At 68.3% G+C, this 249-nt stretch carries 1 pseudogene; it reads right to left on the minus strand.

Annotation, left to right across the window (positions count from 1 at the left end):
* Window positions 1-249: pseudogene (locus AC0IYH_RS33100) on the minus strand (helix-turn-helix transcriptional regulator); the annotation flags it as partial.

Consider the following 249-nt stretch of genomic DNA (forward strand, 5'->3'; position numbering starts at 1 on the left):
CGACAACCCCAGCCGCGCGGCGATCGCCGTGTCGTCAATGTCGTCGCAGATCAGGTCCAGGATCTCGCGTTCGCGCGGCGTCAGTTCGGCGGTCGGCGCGCGGGCCTCCGGCCGGCGCAGCGTCGCCAGTTTGTCGAGGATCGAGCGGCTGAGCCAACTCGCATCCTTCATCACCTCGTCGATCGCATCGGCCAGGTCGGCCTCGCTGCGTCGCCGCTCGGTCACGTCCTGATAGACCCACAGGATGCA

The sequence above is a fragment of the Pseudomonas sp. AC463 genome (genome assembly GCF_979253585.1).